At 56.2% G+C, this 12,912-nt stretch carries 11 protein-coding genes; 2 read left to right on the top strand and 9 right to left on the bottom strand.

The annotated features are described in order from the left end of the window. Nucleotides 1–195: 195 nt before the first annotated feature. Entirely contained in the window at nucleotides 196–1,047 is an 852-nt protein-coding gene (locus tag PQQ53_RS19455; protein WP_408149427.1) for a LysR substrate-binding domain-containing protein, read from the top strand. Nucleotides 1,048–1,278: 231 nt separating this feature from the next. Here PQQ53_RS19455 and PQQ53_RS19450 read toward each other — a convergent pair whose 3' ends face one another. The 7 genes from PQQ53_RS19450 to PQQ53_RS19420 all read right to left on the bottom strand — a co-directional run bounded on the left by PQQ53_RS19450 (nucleotide 1,279) and on the right by PQQ53_RS19420 (nucleotide 9,291). Further along, the gene (locus PQQ53_RS19450; protein ID WP_408325417.1) at nucleotides 1,279–2,118 is read right to left on the bottom strand and encodes a class II aldolase/adducin family protein; all 840 of its coding nucleotides are present in this window, start codon (nucleotides 2,116–2,118) and stop codon (nucleotides 1,279–1,281) included. A 77-nt stretch (nucleotides 2,119–2,195) separates the two neighbouring features. Beyond that, nucleotides 2,196–3,260 (bottom strand): porin, encoded by a 1,065-nt coding sequence (locus tag PQQ53_RS19445; RefSeq protein WP_408325414.1) that lies wholly within the window; start codon nucleotides 3,258–3,260, stop codon nucleotides 2,196–2,198. 82 nt (nucleotides 3,261–3,342) lie between these two features. Next, complete coding sequence (locus PQQ53_RS19440; RefSeq protein WP_408149433.1) at nucleotides 3,343–4,749, bottom strand: MFS transporter; 1,407 nt, start codon at nucleotides 4,747–4,749, stop codon at nucleotides 3,343–3,345. A 102-nt stretch (nucleotides 4,750–4,851) separates the two neighbouring features. Continuing rightward, a complete protein-coding gene (locus PQQ53_RS19435; protein WP_408325411.1) occupies nucleotides 4,852–6,288 on the bottom strand; it encodes a class II aldolase/adducin family protein in 1,437 nt (478 codons plus the stop codon). 29 nt (nucleotides 6,289–6,317) lie between these two features. Beyond that, complete coding sequence (locus tag PQQ53_RS19430) at nucleotides 6,318–7,118, bottom strand: alpha/beta fold hydrolase (RefSeq protein WP_408156735.1); 801 nt, start codon at nucleotides 7,116–7,118, stop codon at nucleotides 6,318–6,320. 23 nt (nucleotides 7,119–7,141) lie between these two features. Next, nucleotides 7,142–8,026, bottom strand: a complete 885-nt coding sequence (locus PQQ53_RS19425; RefSeq protein WP_408149438.1) for a fumarylacetoacetate hydrolase family protein — start codon at nucleotides 8,024–8,026, stop codon at nucleotides 7,142–7,144. Nucleotides 8,027–8,052: 26 nt separating this feature from the next. Beyond that, nucleotides 8,053–9,291 carry an FAD-dependent monooxygenase gene (locus PQQ53_RS19420; RefSeq protein ID WP_408149440.1) on the bottom strand — a complete coding sequence of 413 codons (1,239 nt, stop codon included), beginning with the start codon at nucleotides 9,289–9,291 and terminating at the stop codon, nucleotides 8,053–8,055. 389 nt (nucleotides 9,292–9,680) lie between these two features. Here PQQ53_RS19420 and PQQ53_RS19415 point away from each other — a divergent pair, with 389 nt between their 5' ends. Continuing rightward, nucleotides 9,681–10,646, top strand: coding sequence for a LysR substrate-binding domain-containing protein (locus PQQ53_RS19415; protein WP_408156741.1), 966 nt, complete (start codon nucleotides 9,681–9,683; stop codon nucleotides 10,644–10,646). A 114-nt stretch (nucleotides 10,647–10,760) separates the two neighbouring features. Here the strand turns inward: PQQ53_RS19415 and PQQ53_RS19410 are convergent, their stop codons facing one another. Both PQQ53_RS19410 and PQQ53_RS19405 read right to left on the bottom strand, forming a co-directional pair. Beyond that, nucleotides 10,761–11,666 carry a VOC family protein gene (locus tag PQQ53_RS19410; protein ID WP_408325408.1) on the bottom strand — a complete coding sequence of 302 codons (906 nt, stop codon included), beginning with the start codon at nucleotides 11,664–11,666 and terminating at the stop codon, nucleotides 10,761–10,763. Between the two features lie 356 nt (nucleotides 11,667–12,022). After that, nucleotides 12,023–12,907, bottom strand: a complete 885-nt coding sequence (locus PQQ53_RS19405) for a substrate-binding domain-containing protein (RefSeq protein ID WP_408149446.1) — start codon at nucleotides 12,905–12,907, stop codon at nucleotides 12,023–12,025. Between the last annotated feature and the right edge of the window lie 5 nt (nucleotides 12,908–12,912).

Here is a 12,912-nt window from a genome sequence, read left to right as displayed (position 1 = left end):
ATCAGGGTTTGCCTCATAGAAAACGAAAGTAATGTAATTAGTTTGCGCGCAAAAAATCCCAATTTCATTTAATTTCCAGCCATCCCTGCGCTTCGCTGTTAGGTATTTTTAAATTCTTCGTTTACAATTTCCCGGCGATGCCTGCGGCCTCTGAGGGCCCAGCCCTTTTATCTGGTAGGCTATGAGATCAAAAAAATGAGCGTCATGAATCTAGATCTGGAGCTGTTACGGACGTTTGTCGCCATCGTTGAACAGGACTCTTTCGCCGCGGGCGCCGAATCGGTACACAGGACCCAGTCAGCCGTCACGCAGCAGATGCAACGACTGGAAGTGCAACTTGACAAAACCTTGTTCCATAAATCAGGACGCAAGAAAACACTGACGGAAGATGGTTTAAAGCTGCTCGAATACTCTCGTCGTCTGCTAGCACTGAACGATGAAGCGTGCTCAGCCATCGCAGGATCGACACTTACCGGTGAGGTTCGATTGGGCGCGCCCGCCGACGTCGCCGATTCGATCCTTCCCGACTTGTTACAACGCTTTTCCAAAACTCTCCCCAACATCCGAATTTCCATCGATGTACGTCGGACGGCATTTCTGATGCAAGCGATGAAACGCGGCGAAATCAACATGACGATTTCGGCGAAGGAGCACCCGGAGTATCGTCGTATCATTTTGCGAACCTCTCGTATGGTCTGGTTTTGCTCCGATAGTTACCACTTCGACAGAACTCAACCTCTCGATCTCATCGTCGCCGACGAACCGAGTTTTCTCCGAACGATAGCCCTCGATCACCTTAACGACGCCGGCATTAACTTCCGCATCAGATACATCGCACCTAGTCTTCCTGGCATTCGCGCCGCTGTGCTAGCCGGCATGGGCGTGACCGCACGCTCGGAAGAAGTCATGGGGCCTGAATTCCGGATCCTGGACGAGGCCGACGGTCTTCCCCGATTACCGGACATTACCTACAAGATGTATATCGGATCGTCTCCCAATCCGTTGGCCCGCCACTTATTCGATTCTTTGGAAAAGATGTTCAGTTAGGTTCCTTTGTCGAAACATCCGAACCCGATATAACAATCACGGTCGGCATGCAAAACGAGGCGACGCGCTTCCATAGCCGCCTGAAAATATTCCGGCCCCGGCCGGCATCTTCATTTTCGACGGGAGGACATAATCAGCGGACACCACAATAAAGGTGATCGACGCATCGGATTCCTGGTGCACGAACAAAGACATACCGGTATCTGCTCCGGTGGGAGAGGTGTTCGAAAATTACTGCTTCTTCTGCGTCTGTTCGAGGCCGAATTGCGAATGATCGATCTTCGCGATTTCACCGGGCGTCATGGTTTTGGACAGCATGTACTGCCACGGACGGTTGATATCGAAGTCTTTTTCGGAGAAAAGTTCCGCCTTGTCCATCGTGACGATGTTCTTCGACAAAAGCATCGCTTGCGTTTGCATGCGGGCATCGACATCGACGTAGGTTGCGAACACGACGGCCTGCTCGATCGAGCGGCCCACTATCGTATCGCCGTGACCACGCATCAAGATCACGGGATCGTTGCCGAGCGCTTTCGCTAGTGCGGCACCGCGTTTCATGTCCGTGATTTGCATACCCATGCCATCCTTGCCTCGGACATCGCGAATTTCAAACGTTTTGGTTTCCAGCGGCAAGAAGCCGGCTTGCGCGATCACAGGCTTGAGCGGAATATCGGTCAGACTGACCGGGATGACCGCTTGCGAGTGCGAGTGAATCACCGCGTTCACGTTCGGGTGTGCCTTGTAGATCTCGCCGTGGATATAGCGCTCGCCATTGAGCTTGCGGCCACGCGGATCGACCGGCTGGCTGTCAGACACGCGCACTTCAAGAATATCGTTCTTGCTGACCAGCGAAGGCGGCATTGCACGCGGCATTAGAAATATGTTCGGGTCTTTGGCTGAACGCACACTGACGTGGCCGAAACCGTCGAGCACATGCTCGTGGACTAGTACCTTGTACGCCTGAACGAGCTGCTCCTTCAGAGCGTCGTCGGGATCAGCCGGTTGCCGTGCGTAGGCGACTCCGACAATACCGAAGAGTATGACTGACGCGAATTTCAACGCACGAACCATTTATCGTCTCCTTACCCGCAATTCGATTCACACGTCCGGACGTTACTGACCGGACGCGTTACCGGAGCTACCCGCTATTAGAAGCGGTGTCTCACACCAATCATCGCACCCGTCTGCAATGCGCCCTCCGTAACGGTGTTGTACCCCGCAAGGCCGAGGCTGCTATTCGCCTTGTTCGCGACCATGGCCACGTTCAGATAGATGTCCGTTTGCTTGGAAAGCAGGTAGCTTCCGAGGATAGACACCATAATCGGCTGCCCGTGACCCGTGTTGCGATCGTCCACGTAATAAACGGCCGCGTTGATGTTCAGGAATGGCGTCGCCTGATAACGTGTAGCCAGCCAGTAGAGCGCTTCCGAAGTATTGACCGCCGCCCGCTGCGTATAGAGACGATATGCGGCGATGAGTTGAAACGGCTTGAAATCATACGAGACACCCACGCCATAACGCGAGATTCGTGTGTTCCGTGCCGCCACCGTATTGCCGTTCTGTGCGTCATAAAGCAGACCGATGTTCGCCGCGCCGTAATCGTAGGTCAGCATCAGGCTTTCTTCCTTGCCGATCTTATAGTCGCCAGCGACTGGACCCGCACCCGCGACCGAATCGTACCCGAAGCTGTACAGGTTCTTGATTCCTAGCTTGCCGCCACCAATTGCGAAGCTACCCTCATAGTTCACCGAGTTGTCCGCACGACCTACGATTGCCGAATCGAGAACGGAAGCCGACCAGGTCGCAGGCCCCACGGCGTCATATAGAACACCGAATTCGTAAACCGCAGTCTTGATACGACCGAATGTCAATTGACCGTATGTCGAGGACTTCAGGCCGACGAATGCAGAGCGACCGAAAAGACGCCCCCCGTTGTTGACTGTGCCTTTCGTAGCGTCGAATCCGTTTTCGAGGTTGACAACCGCCGCCAGACCGCCGCCGAGGTCCTCACGAGCAATAATGCCCCAACGCGACGTTGAAGCCCCGCCCGATTCCGCCGCGAACGTCGATGCACCACCGCCCGAACTCGTCAGGTTGTGATTCGTCCATTGAACACCTGCATCCACGATGCCATATAGCGTCACGCTGCTTTGGGCCATCGCAGCGGTACTCGCCAATGACGCCGCCGAGAGGGCGATCAGGGCTTTATTCATTATTTGTCTCCAAGCTTGTGTTTATAAGGAAAACCGGAAAGTGCTGCGCAGACGCGGCAAGACCTCCCTGAACGCCTTTCTTTTAGTGTCCAACGGGCACATCATCGAGCGACTTTTGGCGACTATCACCCCGGATCACGAACAGGAGGATGATTGCCGCAACCAGCAGCGGCATCGAGAAGTAGTAGATGATCTGGTGAATTTCCGTTCCGAGCGTCAGCAACCAACCCAGAACGAGCGGCCCCGTAATCGAACCGCAACGGGCGCCTGCGAGAATGAGTGCAGCCGAGAGCGCGCGAATCCGCGTGTCGTACAACTCATTGCTCAACGTAAAGAAGACCGGCATCACAGCGCCCGAGAAGAACGAGTAGCCGATGTCAAAGCCGAGGATTACCGGGACTGGTGCCCGATATTCGAACGACAGGCCAAAGCCAACGAAGCAGACTGCACTCAGCGCCGAGAACAACAGGATTGCCCACTTACGCGGAATTCTGTCCTGAAGCCACATGCCGAGAACTTGACCGATCGGCGTAGCGACCAGCACGATCATGGTGAATCTGAAGCTCGTGGTCAGCGTGAAACCCTGCTTCACGAAAATCGACGGCAGCCAATGGCCAACGCCGGTCACCTGCACGTTGTTTGCAAGCTGGAACAGTGCGAGCGCCCCGATCGTGACGGCCGAAAGACGCAGCAGCGTAAATTGCCTTCGCCAGGTAACTTTTTCTGCCTTGGCCGCGGCAGGCGGCGGCACGAGTTCAAGTTCGCGATAGCCCGATGAATCGGCAAGTCGGCGAACGATCAGACCGGCCTCTTCCGTGCGGCCTTGGGAGAGCAGAAAACGCACTGATTCCGGGATATAACGACGAACGAAAAAGATCATCAATGCCGGCAGAACACCCACCCACAAAAGCGCACGCCAACCGAATGCCGGAATGACCAGTGTCGCTACGATCGCGCACACCGTCCAGCCCGATGCATACGCAATCGATCCGGAACCAACGAAAATATGGCGGAGCCGCCGCGGTGCCATTTCAGACAACAGTGCGAACGCAGCCGGAAATTCGGCGGCCATGCCCAAGCCGGCGATAAAACGGGCGCAAAGCAGCGTGTTATACGTCGGAGCAAGTGCGGCGAGCAAAGTACCGAACGCATAGAAAAAGATTGCCCATTGCAGGATCGGTTTGCGGCCGATCTTGTCCGCCCACGGCGCGACCAGCAGCGCGCCGCAAAACAGCCCGAAATTCGTCACCGAGCCAATCACGCCGGCCTGCAAATGATCGATGGCAAACTCTTTGGAGAGCAGCGGAAGCGCAAACGAGATCGTTTGATTCTCGAAGCCATCCAGAATTTGCGCGACCATACAACCGATGAGCAAAATCCACAGCACGGGGTTCATCGGCGATTCATCGATGAACTCCACGTAGTTCATGCGTGTCGCCGCAGTCAGCCGCGTAACGCTTTTGTCCTTCTCTATCGACAGACTTGCCATCTATGTCTCCTGGCGGTCTATGCTTAGTAGACCTTGATGTGATGGATCGAATTCGACCCACCTATTTTCTTGCAACACATTTCGTCCAATACCAGATCGGCCCTATTTGCTAACGAGCCATTCGCAATCTGATGCATCAATCAGGCACTTGAGGCCACTTTCCGCAATGGCGTCCCTCGATTCCTCAGACGCGATATAACGAATTACCGAGCGCGAAAGTTGGGCATTTCGACTCCATGTCGGCACCCCAACACCTACGCGGAACGACACCTGGAACTCTTCCGGAATAGGCGTGATGTGGGCGATGCCTGGCACCGGTAGCAGTTCGCTCAACTGCTGGAATGCCAGATCAGCCTCTTCACGGGCAACGACAGCACCGGTGCGCTCGCCGTCGCCGACGAACAGGCTCTTCGGAAGACATTCATCGGCAATACCGAGCTTTTGATAAAGCTGCGTTGTCAGGTACTTGCCGCTGGCGCTCGCCGAGTAGGCAATCTTTTCTGCCGCGAGAAAGGTTTCCTTCAAAGCGTCGGGTGTACTGACATCCGGTGCCTGCCGTCCTTCGCGCACAGCCAACGCGAGCGATGATTTGGCCACCAGTCGGGCGCTATCCTCAAGGATGAGACCGTGGTCGACGAACTCGCGCATATTGCATTCCGCGGCGATAACGAGATCCACGGCTTCGAACCGCTTTAAACGATTCGAAATCGACTTCTCGCCTGTTCCGATAGACGTCGTCAGCGTCACGACTTTTTTACCGATGAGCTTTTCCAGCTTTGGAACCAGAGCCTGATAGGCTGCAGTGAAAATTCCCGAGGTCATGACACGGAACGTGCCGGCCTCTTCCGCTCTCCGGTTCTCCACGCTGAATTCCTCGTGCTCCTGTTCAACCAGTGCCCACACTCGCCGGAAGGGTCCGCGTGATTTCAGCAATTCATTCCCAGCGTTGGCCGCCAACTCGTCGTTGATCCAAACGGGCTCGCCAAGCGTCGCGCTGATCGTCGCGCGCTGGGCGTTTTCCTCGAAGAGGAATGCGCCGACCACCATTTCCTCGATGCTCTCGCCCGTCACTGTCGCACCGTGCGCACACATCAGGACTGCCCGATTGCGGCCCAGTGTCTGCGCCAGGTACGCACCGCGTTCACGATCGTTGATCAGCCGCGGATCGTCGTAAGTCGGAATGCCTTCATGAAACAGCGTGCCCATCAGGTGAATCGGACGCAACTGACGACCACTGGTCGTGAAGGCCGTCGAGTACATGCCGTGATAGTGGACGACGGAATTCACATCGGGTCTGGCCGCGTATATCTCGAGGTGAATCGGATATTCGCGCGGAGGGTCGCCGGCACCTTCCAGCTTGTTCCCATCCAGATCCATGACCACGAAATCTTCCGATCCGGCTTCGAGTCCCAGCGAGTGCCTTGTGACCATGAAACGGTTACCCGGCAGCCGGACGCTGATATGGCCGAAACCTTCGATGAAACCGTGGCGATACAGGAATCTCCACGCTTTAAGGGCTTTCACAACCAACTCGTCCATGGGAAGCACTCTTAGTTTAGGGGGATGTGTTATTGCTTGACCTGTGCGAGCCAGGCGAGGAGCGCCTGATTGAACGCTTCGGATTGCTCCACGTTAGGAATGTGCCTGGCACCCTCGAAACCCACATAACACCCCGTGGGAAACAGGCTCGCCATGTAACGACTTTCTTCCGGTGTCGCCCTTGGGTCTTGAGTTCCGCATGCAACGAGAACCGGCGTCTGCACGGTATGCAATCGGTCGGTGAAGTTGAAATTGCCGATCGCACGAACACAGCCGATATAGCCCATCGGTGTACAGCACGCCACGGTGTCGCGAATCTGCTTCCAGCGGCGCGGTTTAGCCGCCTGATAACCGGCAGTGAGCCAGCGCGCCATCGTTTTGTCGCCGATCGGCTCCAGTGAGCCGGCCGCATTAATCGCCTCGATCATCGGGTCCCAGAACGTGGCTGCATCCGCCGGTGACTGCGACTGGGTATCGGAGAGCAACAGCGAATGCAACCGATCTCCATGTCGCAGGCCCAGCGACTGTCCAATCATCCCGCCGATCGACAGCCCGACGAAATGAATGCGCTCGATTCCAGTTTCGTCGAGAACTTCAACGACGTCATCCGCCAGCAAGTCGATTGAATACGGGGCCGGCGTCGGAGAACTACCACCGTGACCACGGAGATCCGTACGCAATACGCGATAACCAGCGGCGAGCAATGCCGGGATTTGCTCTGCCCATAGCCCCATATCGGCCGCAAGCGGGTGACATAGCATGACCACCTGTCCGTCTTCCGGACCGACAAGGTCATAACTGGTAACGCGATCGCGCGAACGAAGTAGCATGGCGTTTTACCTTGAAGAGCGTGTTAGCTGGCGTCGACGACGTCGAGTTCCATCGTTCCGACCTTGGAAATCGTGCCCTTCAGCTTGTCGCCGTGGAATAGCTGCGACACGCCTGCGGACGTCCCGGTCGTGATCACCGTGCCTGCCTTCAGCGTACGGTCCATGGTCAGGAAGCGAATGAGATCGCGGACACCGTTGATCATGTCTGCCGTGTGCGCATGCATCACCTGCTTGCCGTTCTGATCCACGTCGATGAACAGATCCTGCGGCTCGCCCACTTCATCCGTGGTCACGAACCACGGCCCGAGGCCGCAGAACGTATCGAATCCCTTGCGGATATTGCGCGTGTTGTGAACGCCATGACCCCACGGGTCACGCGTGCTGATGTCCCAGCAAATCGTGTAGGCATACACGTAGTCGAGTGCGCGTTCCGCACTGACATTCTTTGCATCGCGGCCGATGACGAGAGCGAGCTCGCATTCGTAATCGACATGTTTGGCGACTTTCGGCAAGACCACCGTGCCCCCAGGACCGACGAGTGACGACGTCGGCTTCAGAAACGCTTCGGCCATCAATTCATCGGCCGTCAGCTTCGACCGGTCATAGGCCTGCACGCGGCCGGTCATTTCAGTTTGGTGCGAACGGTAGTTCGCTGCAGCCGCCCAGATCGCCGGCGGATTGTCCGTAGGCGCAAGCAGCTTCACCGCCGACAACGGCACGGATTCACCTCGACGCGCGACGCCGAGTGCAATCTCTGCTTCCGGATTGTTCGCAAGTGCATCGATGATCTCGCTCATCGATGCACCTTGGCGCGTAACACCCGCAATCGCGAGGGCTTTGCTCAGCGGATAAACGACGTCGCCTTCGATCAGGCCTGCTTGGCCATCGTTATAACGGCAGATTTTCATATTTGGTAGTCAGGTTCAGGTTAGGCTCAGACTTTCCACTCGATCTCGGCATTCGGGCCATCGGCGTACGACTCGTTGACGTACGGCGTTTGATCCCATTGCGTCACCGGATCGAAGCCGTACAGCCAGTCGTTCTTGGCGTATTGGTGCGAGGAGCCGTGCTGATCGACTTGAGCCTTCTGCGCCTGCGTGTCCTTCATGTGCTTGAATCGCAGGTTGGTCAGCGAGAAACGCTGCACGCCGTGGACACGTGGAACGCGAACGCGACGGAAGTTCTCGAATGCTTCCTCGACCGAACAACCCGACGACAGCCAGCGGCCGAGAATGTAGGCATCTTCGAATGCCTGGCAGGCACCCTGGCCCGCGTTCGGCACCATGGCGTGAGCGGCGTCGCCGATCAGTTGGACACGGCCGAAGCCCCAGTTGTCGTTGATCGGGCGTGCGAAAAGGCCCCACTTCATGCAGTCGGTCACGAGGTCGAGCAACCGCTTCAGGCGCGGCTCCGGATTCGGGAAGCTGGCACGCATATCGTCCGGATTGCCCTTGCCGTTCCACGTTTCTTCAACCCAGTCGCCGGTGTCCTGCTGCGTGACGATATTGACCATCGTCTTGTTGCGGATGTAGTACGCGCGAATATGCGCACCGGGGCCGACCCATTCGATGTGGCCGTTCGGCGCCAGGATGTCTTCCGGCACGATGCTCGCGTCGAGCAGCGCACGCCATGCCATCTGGCCGGTATACGTCGGCTTGTCGTCGCCATAGAGCGTCTGGCGAAGAACCGACTTCACGCCGTCTGCACCTATCACATAGTTCGCTTCGACCACGTTGCCATTTTCGAACTTGAGTACAACGCAGTCTTCACGCACGTCAGCGCTCACCAGACGGTGGCCGAGATGGATGTGGGACTTGTCCACGGTCGATGCGAGTGCGTCGAGCAGATCGGCGCGGTGAAATGAGTAGTAAGGCGCGCCCCACTTTTCGGCGAGCTTGAAGCGGTCACGCGATTGAATGAACTCGCCCGTCTGCATCTGAAGCATGTACTCGCCCGGCGAACGGTGGCCCACTGCATCCACCGCTTCCCTGGCGCCTAGACCCCACAATGCCTTGACCGCTTGCGGGCTGCAGCTCACTGCTGCGCCGATTTCTCCCAACGCGGGCGCTGCTTCGAAAAGCTCGGCATCGACGCCGAAGGTCTTCAGCGCATTTGCAGTTGCTGTTCCCGCGAGCCCACCGCCGACAATTGCGATTCGGCATTTCGTTACCATGGCTTTTCCTTCAAGAGACGTCGTTAAGAATGTGAAGTGACTATATGGCGCGAACGACGACACAACAATTCAACAATTCAGCCGAATACATTAGCTTCGATGATGCTTTCAGATAAGAAATAAAGAACTGAAGGAAAATGGCCCGCGCACCTCGTCCGAAGTAGCTATAACGCCATTTTTCCTTGCGTTTTCCCCTATACGCATGACGTCAAACCGAGAGAAAATCGACGCCACGGCGTTATCTGTTGATTCACATCCGGATATACCCGATATAAGTACAAGTCCCTAGCCTGTTCGTAATTCCTTCGCAGGACTGGAAATTATTGATGTTGCGACCTTCGAGCGGCGCAAGGTAGACTCAAGCGCGATTAACTATCTCGTCAACCATCATGCCGACACAGCTCGACTGGTATCTTCATCTCAATCTGAAAACTCGCCATCTCCGGTTATTAGTCATGCTGGACGATCTCGGAAGCTTGAAAAAAGTCGCCGAGGCAACGCATGTGACATTGCCGGCGGTATCGAGAGCCCTAGCCGAGCTTGAAAGGGGATTGGGTCTCGAGCTATTTGTCCGTACCTCCCAAGGCATACGTGCAACCGAGTATGGTGAGTGTCTCGTTCGACATGCACGCAACATACTGACCGACGTGCAGCAAGTACGCGACGAACTCAATTCGCTGTACAACGGATCGGGTGGGAAGATTAATATCGGCGTGTACCCGGCATCGAGTTCCGTGCTTGTCCCCAAGGCATTACACCTGTTGAAGCAGCGCTCGCCGAACACGAACGCCCAGGTTATTGAAGGCACTCGCCCGCTTCTGCTGCCACAATTGTGGGAGGGAAAAATCGATCTGATAGTCGGGCGCTTGCCTGCCGTTCCACCGTCAAGCGGCTTCGATGAAAAAGCCCTGCTGGAAGAACGGCTTGTTCTCGTTACAGGCCCTCAACATCCGCTGGCAAAGCGCAAACATCTTCAATGGTCCGATTTACAAACGTATCCGTGGGTACTGCCTTCCCCCGCCTCGCAAATTCGCGAACCCTTTGAACGCATCCTTGAGATGCAAGGACTCGAATTCCCAAAGAACTATATCGAAACAATGTCGGTTCAAATCGCACGTTCCTACCTCTATGGCAGCGACGCGATTTCGGTGCTAGCGAATACAGCGGCGCGAGACAAATTTCAGCCGCTCGCTGTCCTGCCCTTGGCGCTTCCTCCGATGTTGCGAGCGACCGGCATCATGTGGAACCGGAATCGCCCTTTTAGTGCGGCGACAGAATTAATGATGGACTGCCTTGAAGGCGCGGCCGAAGCGATACGTGAGACGGCGCGATCGCAAGCTAATCCCGTTTTTTAAGGGGCTCGGCGTTGAACGCCGGTCTCCGGAAACTTCAACAGGCCGAACCACGCATTGGATCCGGCCCCGGGTAATCATTGCACCGGCTGGAACGCAGCAGGTGCTCAGCCAGTTTTATTTTAAGAACAGCATGGTTGAGAAAGGCACGCTCGTTTCAGGGGCATGGAACGCCGGCGTCGGTCGTGCAAGGCCCCATTGATCGCGACGCCCTTTCGGAAAACCCCACTCATCCGGACCCTTGAACTTGTAGCTCTCATCAACCTGCTCGACTTCAGCCGTGTATTCGACGATAAATCCGCCCGGCCCGACGAAATAACAGAAGACGTTGTCGCAAGGACCATGGCGACCAACGCCCCAGCCGATCGCGTGACCGGCTTCCGTCATGCTTCCGGCGGCGGACATCACCGAATCGATATCCTGCATTTCGAAAGCCAGGTGGTTGTACGAGCTCGACTCCGAAATGAACAGCGCGAGGCTGTGATGGTCCGAATTGCAGTTCAGAAACGTAATGGTTTTGCTTTGGTCGATCATGCGGAAGCCGAGCTTCTCAACAAAGAATTTTGCTTCGCGATCGGGACTATTCAACACAATGTGCGAGACCTTGCCCGGCCGATCGGCCTGGGTCTCGCAGTCAGCATGTTGCTTCGGTTCCGCCACTACCCGGAAAACGCGGCCCTCGTCCGGGTCGCGGAACGAAAACCCATAGCCGCCGCCGATGTCATCGAGAGGGCCGACCGTATCCGTCGTTTCCACGCCCGCATCGCGGAGTGATGCGAAGAGCGCATCAGCCTGTTCCCTCGATTCGATCGAAAGATCGATGCGCAGCAGTTGCGACTCCCGAAACCGATGCAGGGCAAGCGTATAAATGTCCCGCCCTGTGCCTCGCAGATAAACGCTATCGGGCGAGGCCGATACCACATTGAGACCCCAATCCTGTTCGTAAAAGCGTGCAGCTTCTTCGAGATTCGGCAATCCGAAGTGCACACTACGAACACCGCTGATGCCTGTTTTCGTTGGCATTGTCTTACCTCCATTGTAAAAGTCGAGAGTCGGGCCCGGTGTTTCGGCCACCATCCTGCCGCTCCCATCACATCACTGCTTCACTTGACGCCGCGAGTTGTCCATCTACGAGTAGAAGTATGCCAACTGCAACGGCGCTCGACCATTGAGAAAATCTTTGCAATGCTTGCGCGATCACCTAAGCGGGCGCGAAGCTCGAGCGTGTTAAGAGCGGTCAGGGATTTGCGGCTTGACGCTGACGATTTCGGCATCGAGGCCTTCGATAGGGATCGAACCATCGCAATTTGCTAGCGTATGCGGGTAGTCGGCGATCGCTATCTTCAACGGGATGTTCTTATTCAGAATCCGCACCCCTCTTATGCATCAACAAGCGCCGTTGTTTCGTCGAATAGCTCATCGACGGACAGGCCGCGATTGATGAGTTTCTGGTCCAACGCCCAATCGATTGCGAGTTGCAGACCCTTTCGATTGGCCTCCAGTCCCGGCGCCGGAAGCGTCTGAAGCGCTTCTGCCGGCGCCTGTGCCCGGCTTTCCATCAGCATCCGGTAGATCTCACGGACGATATCCGGCCGCTCCTTCGAAACCCGTTCATGGACCACAAAAACGTGATTGATCGGAATGACCCCTTCGCGGTTGCACCATTGCCGTGATGCGGCGTGCGGATCGGGAATCAACGTACTGATGCGATCATCCTTCGGCATTTCCTGACCGAGGATTGCTGCGGCCAATTCGCCCTTGAGCATCATTTCAGGAAGCGACGATCCAGCCGGCAACCGTTCGCTGTTCGGCGGATCCTGATACTCGGAAAAATGACCTTCATCCACGGTCATCCACTGCACCTTGTCGATATCGACACCGTATTCGTGCTGAAGAATGCCGCGCACCCAGAGACCGGTTGTTTGCGCGTAGCTGCGGATGCCGACCTTCTTGCCTTCGATATCCTTCGGATTCAAGTGGCCGAATTCGCCGTTGAAGCCGATACAGTGATGTTGATGGCGCCCAAGAATCGGCATGGGCAGCATCACCCACGGCTTTCCAATGGCGCGCGCCTGAAGATAAGTGACGATCGCAAGCTCACCAGCGTCGAAGGCCCCATTGCGGACCATCGGTTTGAACCCATTGTGTGCAGCTTGCGGAGCCGTACTGCAGTCCAGATTGACGATATCCGAAGTCACACGCCCTTGCTTCAATGCGAGCGTGTTCGGATAGCCCGCCATATTTGTGCGTAGTGTTGATTGCATGCTCT

This window comes from Paraburkholderia strydomiana (genome assembly GCF_046030495.1).
Lineage (GTDB): Bacteria > Pseudomonadota > Gammaproteobacteria > Burkholderiales > Burkholderiaceae > Paraburkholderia > Paraburkholderia strydomiana_A.
This window is presented reverse-complemented; position numbering and strand designations above follow the sequence as displayed.